Origin of the sequence: Catellatospora chokoriensis, assembly GCF_011297315.1 — a bacterium.
GTDB classification, from domain to species: Bacteria; Actinomycetota; Actinomycetes; order Mycobacteriales; family Micromonosporaceae; genus Catellatospora; species Catellatospora citrea.
Genome location: NZ_JAAOTI010000011.1, coordinates 157,738 through 169,935, shown reverse-complemented (window position 1 = coordinate 169,935; position 12,198 = coordinate 157,738). Strand labels below are relative to the sequence as shown.

The 12,198-nt window shown below is 71.3% G+C and carries 9 protein-coding genes; 5 read left to right on the top strand and 4 right to left on the bottom strand.

Annotated features, from left to right (window positions below; all coding sequences use genetic code 11):
• Nucleotides 1-10: 10 nt before the first annotated feature.
• Complete coding sequence (locus tag HAV39_RS18385) at nt 11-922, top strand: polysaccharide deacetylase family protein (protein ID WP_191840438.1); 912 nt, start codon at nt 11-13, stop codon at nt 920-922.
• A gap of 22 nt (nt 923-944) precedes the next feature.
• On the opposite strand, the gene HAV39_RS18380 is transcribed toward HAV39_RS18385, so the two are convergent.
• Nucleotides 945-1,859 (bottom strand): hypothetical protein, encoded by a 915-nt coding sequence (locus tag HAV39_RS18380; protein ID WP_191840437.1) that lies wholly within the window; start codon nt 1,857-1,859, stop codon nt 945-947.
• Nucleotides 1,860-2,094: 235 nt separating this feature from the next.
• Between HAV39_RS18380 and HAV39_RS18375 the strand changes: the two genes are divergently transcribed.
• Nucleotides 2,095-2,865 carry a DUF2127 domain-containing protein gene (locus HAV39_RS18375; RefSeq protein WP_191840436.1) on the top strand — a complete coding sequence of 257 codons (771 nt, stop codon included), beginning with the start codon at nt 2,095-2,097 and terminating at the stop codon, nt 2,863-2,865.
• A gap of 145 nt (nt 2,866-3,010) precedes the next feature.
• On the opposite strand, the gene HAV39_RS18370 is transcribed toward HAV39_RS18375, so the two are convergent.
• Nucleotides 3,011-3,418: a YidB family protein gene (locus HAV39_RS18370; protein WP_120319986.1), complete on the bottom strand. Its 408-nt coding sequence runs from the start codon at nt 3,416-3,418 to the stop codon at nt 3,011-3,013.
• A 124-nt stretch (nt 3,419-3,542) separates the two neighbouring features.
• Here HAV39_RS18370 and HAV39_RS18365 point away from each other — a divergent pair, with 124 nt between their 5' ends.
• Entirely contained in the window at nt 3,543-3,941 is a 399-nt protein-coding gene (locus tag HAV39_RS18365; protein ID WP_120319987.1) for a hypothetical protein, read from the top strand.
• Nucleotides 3,942-4,091: 150 nt separating this feature from the next.
• On the opposite strand, the gene HAV39_RS18360 is transcribed toward HAV39_RS18365, so the two are convergent.
• On the bottom strand, nt 4,092-5,339 hold the full coding sequence (locus HAV39_RS18360; RefSeq protein WP_191840435.1) for an FAD-binding protein: 1,248 nt from the start codon (nt 5,337-5,339) through the stop codon (nt 4,092-4,094).
• A 205-nt stretch (nt 5,340-5,544) separates the two neighbouring features.
• Nucleotides 5,545-6,951, bottom strand: a complete 1,407-nt coding sequence (locus HAV39_RS18355; protein ID WP_191840434.1) for a GH1 family beta-glucosidase — start codon at nt 6,949-6,951, stop codon at nt 5,545-5,547.
• Between the two features lie 297 nt (nt 6,952-7,248).
• On the opposite strand from HAV39_RS18355, the gene HAV39_RS18350 reads away from it, so the two are divergent.
• Nucleotides 7,249-10,746 (top strand): discoidin domain-containing protein, encoded by a 3,498-nt coding sequence (locus tag HAV39_RS18350; RefSeq protein ID WP_191840433.1) that lies wholly within the window; start codon nt 7,249-7,251, stop codon nt 10,744-10,746.
• A gap of 248 nt (nt 10,747-10,994) precedes the next feature.
• On the top strand, nt 10,995-12,047 hold the full coding sequence (locus HAV39_RS18345) for a LacI family DNA-binding transcriptional regulator (RefSeq protein WP_191840432.1): 1,053 nt from the start codon (nt 10,995-10,997) through the stop codon (nt 12,045-12,047).
• The last annotated feature ends 151 nt before the right edge of the window (nt 12,048-12,198 follow it).

Sequence of the window (12,198 nt, the reverse complement as noted above, 5' to 3'; positions counted from 1 at the left end):
AGGAGGAGTCATGCGTGCCGGATCGGCACCCGGGAACCGCCGGCGCGCGATCGTCACCGCGCTGGTGCTGGTCGTCGTCATCCTCGTCGGCGGATTCCTGCTCGGACACCTCGCCGGCAGCCGGTCCCGGACCGGGCTTGGCGACCGGTCGGACGCGCCGAAGACCCCGCGTGACCGGGTCGGCCCGAAGGCCCGGCTCGCGCTGCCGCCGCTGCCGCCCCGGCCCCAGCCGATCACCGGGCCCGACCGCCCCCCGCTGCCCGCCGAGAAAGGCGGCCCGTTCGGCAGTCGGCTGACCACCGGCACCCCCGAGGTCGCGCTCACCTTCGACGACGGCCCGGACGAGGTGTGGACGCCGCAGGTGCTGGCGCTGCTGCGCGACTACGGGGTACGGGCCACCTTCTGCATGATCGGCGCCAAGGCCGCGAAGTATCCGCAGCTGGTACGCGATGTCGTCGCGGACGGTCACACGCTGTGCAACCACAGCTGGAGCCACGACGTGTGGCTGGGCCTGCGGGACGAGCCGACGGTGCTCGCCGACCTGAAGCGCACCAGCGCCGCGCTGGTCGCGGCGGCGCCCACGGCGCGGATCTCGTACTACCGCCAGCCGGGCGGCAACTGGACGGCCACCGTGGCGGCGGCCGCGCGGCGGCTGGGCATGACCTCGCTGCACTGGCGGGTCGACCCGCACGACTGGCAGAACGGGCCGTCGTACCGCATCGCGGCGGACGTCACCGGGCAGGCCGCCCCGGGTTCGATCGTGCTGCTGCACGACGGCGGCGGCGACCGCGCCCGCACCCTGTCCGCGCTGCGCACCATCCTGGCGAACCTGATCACCCGGTTCCACCTGGCCCCGCTGCCGCCGGGCAGGGAAGAGCCCCGGCCGTCCGGGACCGATCGGTCCGGACAGCCGGGGCGATGACGACCGCCGCGGTGGCGTGCGGTTATCGGGTCAGGGCGTCCACGACTTCCTGGGCACGGGTCTCGTGCTTGGCGTAGTGGTACGGGAAGGCCGACACCTGGACCGCCTGGATGGCCAGGGTCAGCGGCATGTCCTGCCAGCCCTGGACGTTGTCCAGCGCCTTGTAGAACTGGGTCGCCGCGTACTTGGGCTGCATCAGGTCGCGCACGGTGCCCCAACCGGAGGTCGGGCGCTGCTGGAACAGGCCGACCGAGTCGTGGTCGGAGCCCTCACCCTGGTTGGTGTAGTTGTACGACTCCGCGTACACGGTGCTGGCCAGGTTGTACAGCTGGCTCTCCTGCATCGCGCAGGCGATCGCCGCGACGTAGGCGCGCTTGGGCAGGCCCAGCTGCTGACCGGCCTGCACGATCGCCTGGGCGTTGCGCATCTGGGTCATGTCCAGCCCGGCGACGGGGCGCAGGACGGGCTGGGGGGCGGCCTTCGGCTTCGCGGCCTTGGGCTTGGCGGCCTTCGGCTTCGCGGCGATCTTGGGCGCTGCCTTCGGGGCGGCCTTGGGCGCTGCCTTGGGGGCTGCGGCCTTCGGGGCGGCCTGGGGCGCTGCCTTCGGGGCTGCGGCCTCGACCGGCTTGGTCGCGGTGGTCGCGGCGCGGTCCATCGACCGCGTCGCGGCCTGATCGGCCACGGCCCGGCTGGCGCTCGCGGTCTGCAGGGTCACCTGGTGCTCGGGTGCGCCGGCGCCGGCCGCCACTCCGCCGACCGTGGCGGCGCCCAGGGCGCCGACGAGGCCGGTCACTGCCATCAGCTTGCGCGAGTCGGCCGACTTGAGCCGGCTGATCGCCTCCGCGAGGGACTTGAGGGGACTGGTCAGGGGATTCTGGCGGGTTGCCGCTCGATGACGGCCGACTCCGCGCTGCTCGTGTGCTCCGTTGCCACGCATTCGCCGATCCTAGAAAGGCGATCGACCGCTGCCCACCTGCGAATAGTGGTCGGGACCACTGTTGAGCGCTACGAAGGCGCAGGTCGAGGCCCTAGTCCATGCATTCAGGCTGTGTTGATGTAGTACTTTCGGACGATGGGAATACGGACATTTCGCGCCTCCCTGGTTCATGACCAATCGACCTGAAACGGTGCGAAACCGGATAACCTGAGAGCGGGACTCAGGCAGGAGCGCTATGGACTGGAACCTGCTGGCCTGCGCCCGGCACCACCTCACCTACGCCCCGGACGAGCCCGCACTGCGTGATCACCTGCGGGTGGACACCGTCGACGGAGCGGCCTGGCGCTGCCTGCGCTGCGGGGACTACGTGCCCGGCTCGCCGCGGGCCGCCGGCCCCGCCGACGAGGCCCCCGTGCCGCTGCGCGGGCAACTGCTGCGCGACGCCGTGGTGCTGCGGGCCCTGGCGGTCGAGCGTGCGCTCCGTGGCGGGCTCCTGCTGCTGGGGGCGTACGCCGTCTGGCGCTTCCGCGGCGCCCAGCCCGCCGTGCAGATCGCGTTCGACCAGGATCTGCCCCTGCTCCAGCCGCTGGCCGACCGGCTGCACTGGAACCTCGCCGAGTCGCCGCTGGTGCACCTGGTGCGCACCGCGCTGGCCACCCGGCCGCAGACGCTCACCTGGATCGCCGCCGGCCTGGCCTGCTACGGCCTGCTCCAGCTCGCCGAGGGCACCGGGCTGTGGCTGCTGCGCCGCTGGGGTGAGTACCTGGCCGCGATCGCCACCGCGGCGTTCATCCCGCTGGAGGTGTACGAGCTGATCGAGCGCGTCACCTGGGTGCGCGTCACCGCCCTGCTGATCAACATCGGCGCCGTGGTCTTTCTCGTCTACCGCAAGCGCCTGTTCGGCGCCCGCGGCGGCCGCCCCGCCTACGACGCCGAACGCCACCACGCCAGCCTGATCCAGGTCGCCCGCGCCGCCACCGGCCCACCCCCGCCGCGCAACTCTTGACGAGTCGCGGCCTCCCGGACCTTCCGATGCCGCGACTCTTCAAGAGTTGCGGCTCGGGGACGGGGTGGGGGGGCGGGCGGCAAGGCGCCCGCCCGGCGGGGCCGGGCGGGCGCTGGTGCAGGCGGTCGCTGGTGCGGCCGGTGGGTCACTGGCCGAACAGCTTGCCCATCATCTGCTGGAGCTGCTGCGGGTCGGGCATCTGGCCCTGCGGCGTCGCCTGGTTGACGATCTCCGGCAGCACCTTGGCGAGGTCGTCGGCGGCCTGGCGCGGCGTGGTGCCGGCCTCCTGGGCCACGTGCTCGAGCGTGCCGCCGCCCAGTGCCTGCTGCAGCTGCGCGCCGGTGACGTTCTCGTTCTTGCCGGTGCCGATCCAGGACTGCACCTGGGGGCCTAGGCCCGACTTGCTCAGCTGATCCACCAGACCGCTGAGGTTCGGCTGACCGCCACCGCCGCCACCGCCGCCACCGCTCATCTGGCTGAACAGGCCCTTGAGCAGGTTCTGGATCTGCGGGTCGCTCATCAGCTTCATGATCTGGTTGAGGTCGACTGCCATTTCCCGTTACCCCCGTACTCGGTGCTGGACACTCTTCCTCGACCCTAGAAGGTCAACTGAACGGCTGAGGCAAAAGCGGTGAAATGGCCGCAGGACTGGGCTTGCTTCGCCCAGAATGTGCCGCATGACGGAATACACCGATCAAGAGCGCCAGACCCTGCGTACCGCGGCCTTCGGCGCAGTCTTCCTCGTGTCCCATGCGGACCCCGGCTTCTTCGCGAGTTTCAAGGAGAGCATCGCGGGCGCCAAGGCGCTCGCCGGCGCGTCACCCGAGCTGCAGAGCGTGTTCAAGTCCGGCGGCCTGCCCGAGATCCCCAAGGGCTCGCCGGCCGAGCTGGAGTCCGGTGTGCTCACCGCGCTGCAGCAGTCGGCGGGCATCCTGCAGGCCAAGTCGCCACAGGACCTGACCGAGTTCCGCACGGTCATCACCGCCGCCTGCGACCAGGTCGCCAACGCCTCCGGCGGCGTCAAGGACACCGAGACCGCCGCCATCGCCAAGGTCAAGTCCGCCATCGGCGCCTGACCCACCCACCCACCCACCCACCCACCCACCCCGTTGATCATGAACTTACGGACGTGTTCGACGGCGTGTCTCCACCCTGGCGCCGTGATCAGCGGCTCTGCGGGTGGCACCCGTCGGGCGGGGGCGTGGGGCCGGTGCGGGGGCGGAAGATCAGCGCGTGGGCAGGTGGCGGTCGAGGAAGCGGTTGCGGAACTTGGCTGCGGGGTCGAGGCGGGCGGCCAGGGCCGTGAAGTCGGGCAGGCGGGGGTACTGGGCGCGTACGAGGTCGGGGTCGATGCCGAAGACCTTGCCCCAGTGCGGCCGTGCGCCCAGCGGGACCAGGCGGTCCTCGACGGCGGCGACCACGGGCGCGACCGCGGCCTCGTCGGCGATCCAGGTGAAGTGGAACGCGATGCTGTCCTGGCCGTATGCCGGGCTCAGCCACAGCTCGTCCGCGGCGATGCTACGGATCTCGGACACCTGCACGACCAGCGCGATCCGGTCGGCGATCTCGTCCAGCGCGGCGAACGCCGCCAGCGCCCGCGAGCGCGGCACGAAGTACTCCGACTGCAGCTCGTCGCCCGCGCTGGGGGTGAATTCGAGCCGGAAGTGCGGCAGCCGCTCGTGCCACGGGCCGGGCACGCCCTGCTGCGCCGTGCAGTTCACCGGCGACATGGTGACGATCGGGTGCCGCGCGCCGTCGGCGGGCCGCGCCCCGAACAGGTCCGCGCCGAGCGGCTCGGCGTCGGCGCGCTGCTTGAGCCACACCTGCTCGATGTCGGGCCCGCGCCAGCGGGTGAACAGGCTGACGCTGTACGCCGCACCGAACACCTCGTCGAAGTGCTCCTCCAGCGCGGCGCGCGGCAGGTCCTCGTAGACGTGCTGGCGCACCTCGAAGGTCGGCACCACGTCGAGGTCCAGCGCGGTCACCACACCCAGCGCGCCCAGCGACACCACGCTGCCCGGCAGCTCGGCCGGGTCGACGGTGATCAGGTCGCCGTCGGCGGTGACCAGCTCGATGCCGCGTACCGCGGTGGCCAGGTTGCCGTTGCGGTCCCCGGAACCGTGGGTGCCGGTGGCGACCGCCCCCGCGATGGAGATGTGCGGCAGTGAACCCAGGTTGTGCAGCGCGTACCCGTGCCGGTGCAGGTAGGGCGCGAGCTCGCCGTAGCGGGTGCCCGCCGAGACCCGCACGGTCGAGCGCGCCCGGTCCAGTTCCGCCACCCGCGGCAGCCGAGCGACCGTGATCAGGTCGTACGGGGTGTCCGCGATGCGGTTGAACGAGTGCCCGGTGCCCAGCGCCCGCACCTGTCGCGCCCCCGCGACGGCGGCCCGCAGCTCGTCCACCGAGGACGGGCGATGCAGCCGTGCCGCGCTGAAGGTGACGTTGCCGGCCCAGTTGGTCCCGTCAGTGGCCATGACACGTGAGCCTAGATCACATCCCCCGCCCCCGGGGCGACGACCCGAAACCCGCCCCCACCCCCGGCGCAACTCTTGAGGAGTCGCGCCGTCAGGACGCCCCTGAAGGCGCGACTCCTCAAGAGTTGCGACAGGAAGGGGCGGCGTCGTCGGAGAGGTCGACGACGCCGCCCGGTGCTGACACCGTCCCAGCCCCGGGAGGGTGTCAGGCCGCGATGCCGCCGGCGCTGATCACATCGCGGTACCAGTGCGCGCTGTCCTTCAGCAGCCGCTGCTGGGTGTCGTAGTCCACGCGGACGATGCCGAAGCGCTTGCCGTAGCCGAACGCCCATTCGAAGTTGTCCAGCAGCGACCACACGAAGTAGCCGCGCAGGTCGGCCCCGGCGGTCATCGCCTCGTGCGCGGCGGCCAGGTGGGCGCGCAGGTAGGCGATGCGCTCGCCGTCGCGGACCCGGCCGTCGGCGTCGACCTTGTCGTCGTACGCCGCCCCGTTCTCGGTGACGTAGAGCGGCAGGTCCGGGTAGCGGCGGTGCACGGTGGTGAGCACGTCGCGCAGGCCGGTCGGGTCGACGGTCCAGCCCATCTCGGTGCGCGGGCCGGGCGTCTGGTGGAAGGTGATGTCCTGGCTGGCCGGATACACCGAGAGCTCCTCGTGCGGCGTCGCCGCGGCGCTGACCAGGTCGGGGGCGTAGTAGTTCACGCCCAGCGCGTCGATCGGCGCGGCGATCACGGCCAGGTCGCCGTCGCGCACGAACGACCAGTCGCTCACGGACGCGGTGTCGGCGACGACGTCGGCCGGGTAGGCCCCCGTCATGATCGGGTCGAGGTAGACGCGGTTGAGCAGGCCGTCGATGCGCCGGGCGGCGTCGCGGTCGGCGGCCGAATCGGTGAGCGAGCGCACCGCGCCCTGGTTGAGGGCGATGGAGACCTGCGCCGACGGCACGGCCGCGCGCAGCGCCTGCACGGCCAGGCCGTGGGCCAGCAGCAGATGATGGGTGGCGAGCAGGCTGTCGGCGGGGTTGCGGCGGCCGGGGGCGTGGAAGCCCGCGCCGTAGCCGAGGAAGGCCGAGCACCACGGCTCGTTGAGGGTGCACCACAATTGCACCCGGTCGCCGAGGCGCGCGGCGACGACGGCGGCGTAGTCGGCGAAGCGCAGCGCGGTGTCGCGGGCGGTCCAGCCGCCGCGGTCCTCCAGCTCCTGCGGCAGGTCCCAGTGGTAGAGGGTGGCCGCGGGCTTGATCCCGGCGGCCAGCAGCTCGTCGACGAGCCGGTCGTAGAACGCGATGCCGGCCGGGTTCTCCCCGGCGCGCCCGCCCGGCTGCACCCGCGGCCAGGACACCGAGAACCGGTACGCCGACAGCCCGATCTCGCGCATCAGCGCGACGTCGCCGCGGTAGCGGTGGTAATGGTCCGCGGCGACCTCGCCGGTGTGGCCCTCGGCCACCAGGCCCGGGGTGGCGCAGAAGGTGTCCCAGATCGACGCGGTGCGGCCGTCCTCCGCCACGGCGCCTTCGATCTGGTATGCGGCGGTCGCCGCACCCCACCAGAAGTCGGGGGGAAACCGCAGCTCCTGCGCGGTAGCTGCGGCTGGTGCCTCGGTCTGGGTGGGCATGGGTTCCCTTTCGTGGAAACGGGCCGGCGGCGGAGCGCGACGGGAAACGCGATGGAGAGCGCTCTCCGAGTGAGACCCAGGCTCCCGGCAACGGGCCGCCGATGTCAAGAGCGGATAGCTCGGCGACGATGAGGGAATCGACGAGACGGCATACAAATCGCTCTCATGCGGACAGTTCGGCATAGCCGACGATCGCTGTCTTGACAGCGGAGAAATATCGGCGTAACACTCGGAGAGCGCTCTCCACCTCACGGCCCTCCGGCCGGAGCTCTCCCCGTTGCAACAGGTAGGAGCCCCATGACCCCCGTCAGTCACCGCCCGGGTGCGCGGCACATCGCCCGCCGCTGGCGGATAGCGATACCCGTCGCGATCACCACGGTGATCTCGTCCCTCGCCCTCGTCATTCCGCTGACCAGCGCCAGCGCCGCCGACTCGCTGATCTCGCAGGGCAAGCCGGTCACCGCCTCCTCGGTCCAGGGCGCCGACCTCGCCGCGGCCAACGCCGTGGACGGCAACTCCGGCACCCGCTGGGGCAGCGAGTGGAGCGATCCGCAGTGGATCCGCATCGACCTCGGCCAGACCGCGTCGATCAGCCAGGTGATCCTGGAATGGGAGGGCGCGTACGGCCGCTCGTTCCAGATCCAGACCTCGGCCGACGACGTGAACTGGACGCCGGTCTACACGACCGCCACCGGCCCCGGCGGCACGCAGACCCTCACCGTCACCGGCTCCGGCCGGTACGTGCGGATGCACGGCACGGTGCGCAACAGCGGCTACGGCTACTCGCTGTACGAGTTCAAGGTGATCGGCTCGTTCGGGGCCGCCCCCAGCCCGAGCAGCAACCCGGGCGCGTGCGGCACCACGAACGTCGCCCAGGGCAAGACCGCCACCACCTCCTCGATCGAGGGCGCGGGCACCCCCGCCTCGGCGGCCGTCGACGGCAACGCCGGCACCCGCTGGTCCAGCCAGTACAGCGACCCGCAGTGGCTGCAGGTCGACCTCGGCAGCACGCAGAGCATCTGCCAGGTGGTGCTGCAGTGGGAGGGCGCGTACGCGACCGCCTTCCAGCTGCAGACCTCGGCCACCGGCACCGGCGGCTGGACGAACATCTACAGCACCACCACCGGCCCCGGCGGCACGCAGACCCTCAACGTGGGCGGCAGCGGCCGCTACCTCCGGATGTACGGCACCACCCGCGCCAACGGCTACGGCTACTCGCTGTGGGAGTTCAAGGTCTTCACCGGCGGTGTGGTGACCTCCCCGTCGCCGAGCACCAGCCCGCCGACCAGTCCCAGCCCGAGCCCCAGCCCGTCCGGCAACTGGACTACGGTCTGGGAGGAGAACTTCGACGGCGCGGCCGGCACCTCCCCGAGCGCGGCGAACTGGCTCATGCGCACCGGCACGCAGTACCCGGGCGGCGCGGCGAACTGGGGGACCGGCGAGGTCGAGACCGCCAGCAACTCCACCGCCAACGTCTACCTCACCGGTGACGGCAAGCTGAACATCAAGGCGATCCGCGACGGCGCGGGCGCGTGGACCTCCGGCCGGCTGGAGACCCAGCGCACCGACTTCGCCCCGCAGCCGGGTGAGCTGCTGCGCTTCTCCGCCGTCATCCAGCAGCCCAACGTGGCCAACGGCCTGGGCTACTGGCCGGCGTTCCGGGCCACCGGCGCGGCGTACCGCGGCAACTTCAACAACTGGCCGGGCGTCGGCGAGACCGACATCATGAGCGGGGTCAACGGCCGCAGCCAGCTGTCCAACACCCTGCACTGCGGCACCGCGCCGGACGGTCCGTGCGGCGAGTACAACGGGCGCACCTCCGGCCTGGCCACCTGCCTCGGCTGCCAGACCGCCTTCCACGAGTACGCGCAGGTCATCGACCGCACCAAGACCGACGAGGAGATCCGCTTCTACCTCGACGGGCGGCAGACCTGGGTCGTACGGGAGAGCCAGGTCGGCGTCGCCGCCTGGCAGGCCGCCGTGCACCACGGCTTCTACCTGCGGCTCGACCTGGCCATGGGCGGCCTCTACCCGAACGCGATCGCGGGCGAGACCGTGCCGACCTCGGAGACCACCTCCGGCGGCGTGCTCGCCGTCGACAAGGTCACCGTGTCCAAGCAGGTCGGGACCACCGCACCGGCGATGACCGACCCGGCGATCCCGGCCGGGCCGAGCGTCGTGCGGGTCACCGGCACGCAGGGCAACTGGCAGCTCCAGGTCAACGGCGCGCCGTTCCTGGTCAAGGGCCTCACCTACGGCCCGCCGCAGGGCGCGGCCGACGGGTACATGCGCGACCTGAAGAACATGGGCGTCAACACGATCCGCACCTGGGGCGTGGACGACACGCAGACTCCCGTGCTGCTCAACACCGCCGCTCGCCAGGGCATCAAGGTGATCGTCGGGCACTGGCTCAACCAGGGCGCGGACTACGTCAACGACACCGCGTACAAGAACGCCGTCAAGGCCGAGATCGTGGCCCGGGTCAACACGCTCAAGAACAACCAGGGCGTGCTGATGTGGGACGTCGGCAACGAGGTGCTGCTCACCATGCAGGACTTCGGGCTGCCGGCCGCGGAGGTCGAGGCGCGCCGCAACGCGTACGCGGCGTTCGTCAACGAGGTCGCCGTGGCGATCCACGCCGCGGACCCCAACCACCCGGTCACCTCGACCGACGCGTGGGTCGGCGCGTGGCCGTACTACAAGAACAACGCGCCCGCGCTCGACGTCTACGGCATCAACTCCTACGGCGCGGTCGGCGGCCTCAAGCAGGCCTGGATCGACGGCGGCTACACCAAGCCGTACGTGCTCACCGAGGGCGGCCCGGACGGCGAGTGGGAGGTGCCCAACGACGCCAACGGGGTGCCGCTGGAGCCGACCGACCTGCAGAAGCGGGCGCAGTACACGGCGAGCTGGAACGCTCTGCTCAACCACCCGGGCGTCGCGCTCGGCGGCACCGAGTTCCACTACGGCCTGGAGAACGACTTCGGCGGCGTCTGGCTCAACACGCTGACCGGCGGCTGGCGCCGGCACGGGTACCACGCCCTGAAGCAGGCCTACAGCGGCACGGCCTCGGCGAACACCCCGCCGGAGATCACCAGCCTGACCCTGTCGAACACCACCTCGGTGCCCGCGGGCGGCCAGTTCACGCTGTACGTCGGCGCCACCGACCCGCAGGGCGACCTGCTGCGCTACAACCTGATGTACAGCAACAAGCACATCAACGGCAACCGCGGCTTCGACAACGTGCGCTTCACCCAGCTGGGCGGCAGCAACGAGTTCTCGGTGACCGCGCCGCAGCAGATGGGCGTCTGGAAGATCTACGTGTACGTGTTCGACGGCCACGGCAACGTGGGCATCGAGCAGAAGTCGATCCGGGTCGTCGCGCCGACGGTGCCGGGCACGAACATCGCCCAGGGCCGTCCCGCGACCGCGTCGACGTACCAGCCGACCGGCACCAACGGCCCGCAGTTGCCCTCCTACGCGGTGGACAACAACTACGGCACCCGCTGGGCCAGCGAGTGGCTGACCACGGCGTGGCTGCAGGTGGACCTGGGCTCGGTCAAGACGTTCAACAACGTCCTGCTCGGCTGGGAGGCGGCGTACGCCAAGTCCTACCAGATCCAGGTCTCCAACGACGGGACCAACTGGAACACGGTCTACTCGACCACCGCCGGCAACGGCGGGTTCGACATCCTCCCGGTCACCGCGACCGGCCGCTATGTCCGTATGAACGGCCTGGAACGGGCCACCGCGTACGGCTACTCACTGTGGGAGTTCGGCGTCTACCAGAGCTGACGCCGGACCGCTCACCGGGTGCGGCGGGTGGAGGCATCGACCCGCCCGCCGCACCATCACCCCGCTCGCCGTTGCGTGATCGCTCGACTTGCCAGGCACCTGGGCGTATCTTGAAGCGCCGTTCGCCCAGTTGCCCGGCAAGTCGGACGATCACGCGCGCGCGTGTGGCCGCCCGGGCCGGGAAAGCGGCCCAAGTCCGTGCAGGTCGAGAGCGGAGAGCGCTCTCCCTTTGTGCTATAAAGACGTTCATGACCAGTGACCAGACGCCGGCACAGCGGCTGCCGACGCTCGAGGACGTCGCCCAGGTGGCGGGCGTGTCCAGGGCCACCGTCTCACGGGTGATCAACAACATCCGCAACGTCGACCCGCAGCTGCACAAGGTCGTCTGGGACGCGGTCACCGCCACCGGATACGTGCCCAACCGTGCGGCGCGATCACTGGTCACCGGCCGCACGGGCGCGATCGCCCTGGTCGTCTCCGAGGCCGAGAACCGGGCCGCGGACGACCCGTTCCTCGGCCGCTTCTTCTCCGACCCGTTCTTCGGTCGGGTGGTCGGCGGCGTGCTCAGCGTGCTGCGGCCGTCCGGGGTGCACCTGGCGCTGGTGCTGGCCGGTGACGAGGACGCCTGCGCCAAGGTCGTCTCGGACGTGCGCCAGGGACAGGTCGACGGGGTCGTGGTGCTGTCGCTGCACCCGCACGACCCGCTGCCGCGCCTGCTGGCCGACGCGGGCGTGCCCGCGGTCCTGTACGGCCGGCCGGCCGCGCCGATGCCGATCAGCTACGTCGACGTCGCCACCTACCAGGGCGCGAAGCTGGCCGCCGACCATCTCGTCGCCCGCGGCTGCCAGCACGTGGCGACCATCTCCGGCTCGGTGGACATGCCGGCCGGCGTAGACCGCCTCAACGGTTTCCGTGAGGCGATGGCCAAGCAGGGCGTGGCGTACGTGCCATCCTACGACGGCGGCTTCACCCAGGAGGGCGGCGAGCGCGCCATGGAGCGGCTGCTCGCCGAGCACCCCGAGGTGGACGGCGTCTTCGTGGCCAGCGACGTGATGGCCCAGGGCGCGATGATGGTGCTGCGTGACCGGGGCAAGTCGGTGCCGGACGACGTCGCCGTCATCGGCTTCGACGACAGCAGCGCGGCCCTGTCCAGCCGCCCCCCGCTGACCACCGTGCGCCAGCCGGTCGAGGACATGGCCGCCGAGATGGCCCGCCTCCTGCTCAGCCGCATAGACTCCCGCGCCAACCGCACCACCAGCGTCATCTTCGACCCCGACCTGGTCCTGCGCGCCTCCGCCTGACCCACCCCGCAGCACCGGAAAGCCGTTTCCCGTCGATCATGAACATGGGGCACGGGTCGGCGGTGTGTCGTGCTCGCAACCTCATGATCAACTTCTGTTGATCGTCGGGGTCGGACCGTCGCTACCTGCTCCGATGTCTGTTCCTGTAACA

Excerpts from the sequence above, each read along its gene's own strand:
- HAV39_RS18360 (WP_191840435.1), bottom strand. The coding sequence starts at position 5,339 with ATGGCCACTGACGGGACCAACTGGGCCGGCAACGTCACCTTCAGCGCG.
- HAV39_RS18375 (WP_191840436.1), top strand. The coding sequence starts at position 2,095 with ATGGACTGGAACCTGCTGGCCTGCGCCCGGCACCACCTCACCTACGCC.
- HAV39_RS18380 (WP_191840437.1), bottom strand. The coding sequence starts at position 1,859 with ATGCGTGGCAACGGAGCACACGAGCAGCGCGGAGTCGGCCGTCATCGA.
- HAV39_RS18355 (WP_191840434.1), bottom strand. The coding sequence starts at position 6,951 with ATGCCCACCCAGACCGAGGCACCAGCCGCAGCTACCGCGCAGGAGCTG.
- HAV39_RS18370 (WP_120319986.1), bottom strand. The coding sequence starts at position 3,418 with ATGGCAGTCGACCTCAACCAGATCATGAAGCTGATGAGCGACCCGCAG.
- HAV39_RS18385 (WP_191840438.1), top strand. The coding sequence starts at position 11 with ATGCGTGCCGGATCGGCACCCGGGAACCGCCGGCGCGCGATCGTCACC.
- HAV39_RS18350 (WP_191840433.1), top strand. The coding sequence starts at position 7,249 with ATGACCCCCGTCAGTCACCGCCCGGGTGCGCGGCACATCGCCCGCCGC.
- HAV39_RS18365 (WP_120319987.1), top strand. The coding sequence starts at position 3,543 with ATGACGGAATACACCGATCAAGAGCGCCAGACCCTGCGTACCGCGGCC.
- HAV39_RS18345 (WP_191840432.1), top strand. The coding sequence starts at position 10,995 with ATGACCAGTGACCAGACGCCGGCACAGCGGCTGCCGACGCTCGAGGAC.